This is a genomic window from Candidatus Margulisiibacteriota bacterium, from assembly GCA_028706105.1.
Classification (GTDB): Bacteria; Margulisbacteria; Riflemargulisbacteria; order GWF2-35-9; family DYQY01; genus DYQY01.
In genome coordinates, this window is the sequence record JAQWCF010000145.1 from 1 (window position 1) to 2807 (window position 2807).

General features: G+C 37.9%; 5 protein-coding genes. All 5 read left to right on the forward strand.

The genetic code is table 11. From position 1 onward, the window contains the following. On the forward strand, positions 1-737 hold a 737-nt coding region (locus PHF25_09435), incomplete at its 5' end, for a terminase large subunit (GenBank protein ID MDD4528229.1). A 15-nt stretch (positions 738-752) separates the two neighbouring features. After that, positions 753-911, forward strand: a complete 159-nt coding sequence (locus tag PHF25_09440) for a DUF3310 domain-containing protein (GenBank protein ID MDD4528230.1) — start codon at positions 753-755, stop codon at positions 909-911. A 129-nt stretch (positions 912-1040) separates the two neighbouring features. Then, the gene (locus PHF25_09445; GenBank protein MDD4528231.1) at positions 1041-1418 is read left to right on the forward strand and encodes a type II toxin-antitoxin system YoeB family toxin; all 378 of its coding nucleotides are present in this window, start codon (positions 1041-1043) and stop codon (positions 1416-1418) included. Next, a complete protein-coding gene (locus PHF25_09450; protein ID MDD4528232.1) occupies positions 1387-2496 on the forward strand; it encodes a HigA family addiction module antitoxin in 1110 nt (369 codons plus the stop codon). Before PHF25_09445 ends, PHF25_09450 begins: the two co-directional genes overlap by 32 nt. A gap of 79 nt (positions 2497-2575) precedes the next feature. Beyond that, a partial coding sequence (locus PHF25_09455; GenBank protein MDD4528233.1) for a phage portal protein occupies positions 2576-2807 on the forward strand: 232 nt, incomplete at its 3' end.

A 2807-nucleotide genomic window follows, 5' to 3' on the forward strand; every position in this document is an offset into this window, starting at 1 on the left:
TTAAGCAGCTAAGGTTAAACATGTGGTTAAAGCAGAATATTAAATGGATGCCCATGGAGAAGTGGGATTTGTGTAATTTCCCGGTTGATCCGGAAGAGCTGAAAGGAAGGGCCTGCTATGCAGGACTTGATTTATCCTCTACTACCGATATCACCGCCTTTGTGCTGGTATTTCCACCAGAGGAGGAGGGGGACAAATACTATGTGCTTCCTTACTTTTGGATACCGGAAGAGACTCTTTATCTGCGGGTGAGAAAAGATAGCGTACCATATGACATCTGGTATCAGCAGGGACTGCTAAACTTAACGGAGGGGAATGTGGTTCATTATGGCTTTATTGAAAAGTTCATCGAAAGGCTGGGAGAGAAATATAACATTAGGGAAATTGTCTACGACCGCTGGGGAGCTACCCAGATGAGCCAAAATCTAGAAGGTATGGGCTTTACGGTTGTGCCCTTTGGTCAGGGTTTTAAGGATATGTCACCACCTACCAAAGAAATGATGCGCTTGATTTTAAGCCAGCAAATCGCCCATGGCGGTCATCCGGTGCTTAGATGGATGGCGGATAATATTGTGGTGAGAACCGATCCTGCCGGAAATATCAAAGTTGATAAGGAGAAATCCGTAGAAAAGATTGACGGCATTGTAGCCATGATCATGGGTCTGGCCAGAGCCACAGTAAATCCGCCCGATGATGGGGGATCTATTTATGATAAGAGGGATATGATTATTTTGTGACAGTGGGGTAGAAGAATGGTAGAAGAACTTGATGTCATTGAAGATAAGAAACTGGGATACTGTTTGGGTAATGTCATTAAGTATATTTCACGGGTGGCGAAAAAAGATAAAACAAAAGAAGTCGAAGGTCTCAAAAAAGCCCGGTGGTACTGGACGGAAGAATTCATGAGCTAATTAATTCTGAGTGATATAGTACAACTATTGCCAGCCTTTTGCGAACCATTTTTAAAAAATTTTATTGCGGCTTGTAAAAAATCTTTATTTGGTATATAATAAACTTAACCAATAGGGAAAGTTAACCTTTTGGGAAAGTTGGGTGGTGGTTGCGAAGAGGTGCTAATTGAGTACGATAATAAAACAGTCTTGGAATATTTCAATGATTTTGAGTTGATGAAAAAAGAAATTGGGAGCAACATTGCTAGAGCGGCTAAAAAAAGAGTCAATCAACTAATAGCCTCGCCTAATTTTAGCGTTTATTTAACAACAGGACTTGGCAAACCCCATCCATTGTATGAGGATTTAAAAGGGTATTACGGTATTACAATAACAGGAAATGTCAGATTAATTGTTCAGCCGTATACTGACAGTTTAGAGGCTGCAGCATTGAAAAATTGTGATACTGTTATAATTAAGGGGGTGATGAATTATCATGGCAGAAAAAATGAATGGCTTATCCCGTGAGTTTATTATTCACCCAGGTGAGACATTAAAAGAAATATTAGAAGATCGCAATATGAGTCAACGAGAACTAGCTATTAGAACTGGAGTAAAAGAGGCTCATATAAGCAAATTGGTGAACTGTCTAAAGTCTATTTCTGTATCTTTTGCAAAAAAGCTTGAATATGCTTTTGGCATCGATGCCAGTTTTTGGATAAATTTACAAGCAAACTACGATAAAGAAATGGCTGACTTTGAAGAAATAAATATGATCTCAAAAGAAGAGCTGGAGATTGTACAAAAATTAAAAAATATCACTGATTATATTCAAGAGATAGGACTGTTGAGCCTAGAAACCCAAGAGTCAATGTGGGTAATTAAGTTAAGAAAATTATTGAACGTAAGTAGCTTAACTGTAATACCAGAAATATCTCAAACGGGGGCTTATCGTTTAGCTGTAGCAGATAATGTGGACCCGTATATTCTTTTTACTTGGCTTAGAGTCTGTGATTTAATAACATCTAATAAAAAAATTGATCAAGAGCTTGATATAGATAAATTGAGAAGTAAGTTGTCTTTAATTCGAAAGCTTACCTTTGAAGAAGATATTAAATCTATCCATTTAAAACTTAGGGAATGCTTTGCTGAGTGTGGTATTAAATTCGCTATTGTCAAGCATTTCACTGGGGCTCCTGTCCAAGGTGTTATTAAAAAAAACAATGATGAAACCATTAGTTTAATCATGACTGTAAGGCGCAAATTTGCAGATGTCTTTTGGTTTACTCTATTTCACGAGATCGGACACATCCTCAATGGAGATATAGAGGAAAAGCTGATTGATTATGAGTTTGTAAAAAATGAAGTCGAGTATAGAGCTGATGAGTTTGCTGCAAATGCATTGCTTGATTTAGACGAATATAATTCATTTGTAGAATACGGGGATTTTTCATTAATGCAAATCAGCAAGTTTTGTTTAGAGCAAAATATCCCCAGCTATATTTTGATTGGTCGATTACAGAGAGATGGACACCTTGAATATCATCAGTACTCAAGTGAGAAAACCAAGTATGAGTTAGACGAAGCAGAGAAAGTAATGAATTAATTAAAAGGTATTTAACTCAAACACTCTATAAAGGGTGTTTTTTTATACCCAAAAACGATGGAAGGAGGAATGAAAAGCCTTGGCAAATTTTCTAAAACGTCTTTTTAAATCCCGTGACAAACCAAAAGACAGTGTCAGCCAGGCCCCAAATTTCTACATGGGGCAAAGTGTCTCCGGCAAGGTAGTCAATGAAAGAACCTCTATGCAGACTACAGCTGTTTTCGCCTGCGTGAGAATCATTGCTGAGACAATAGCATCATTACCTCTGCACACCTACCGGTACCGGGGTGAAGGAAAAGAAAAGATGTATG

Bases quoted from the DNA above. Each gene is read 5' to 3' on its own strand.
- PHF25_09450 (MDD4528232.1), top strand. From the start codon at position 1,387: ATGGCAGAAAAAATGAATGGCTTATCCCGTGAGTTTATTATTCACCCA.
- PHF25_09440 (MDD4528230.1), top strand. From the start codon at position 753: ATGGTAGAAGAACTTGATGTCATTGAAGATAAGAAACTGGGATACTGT.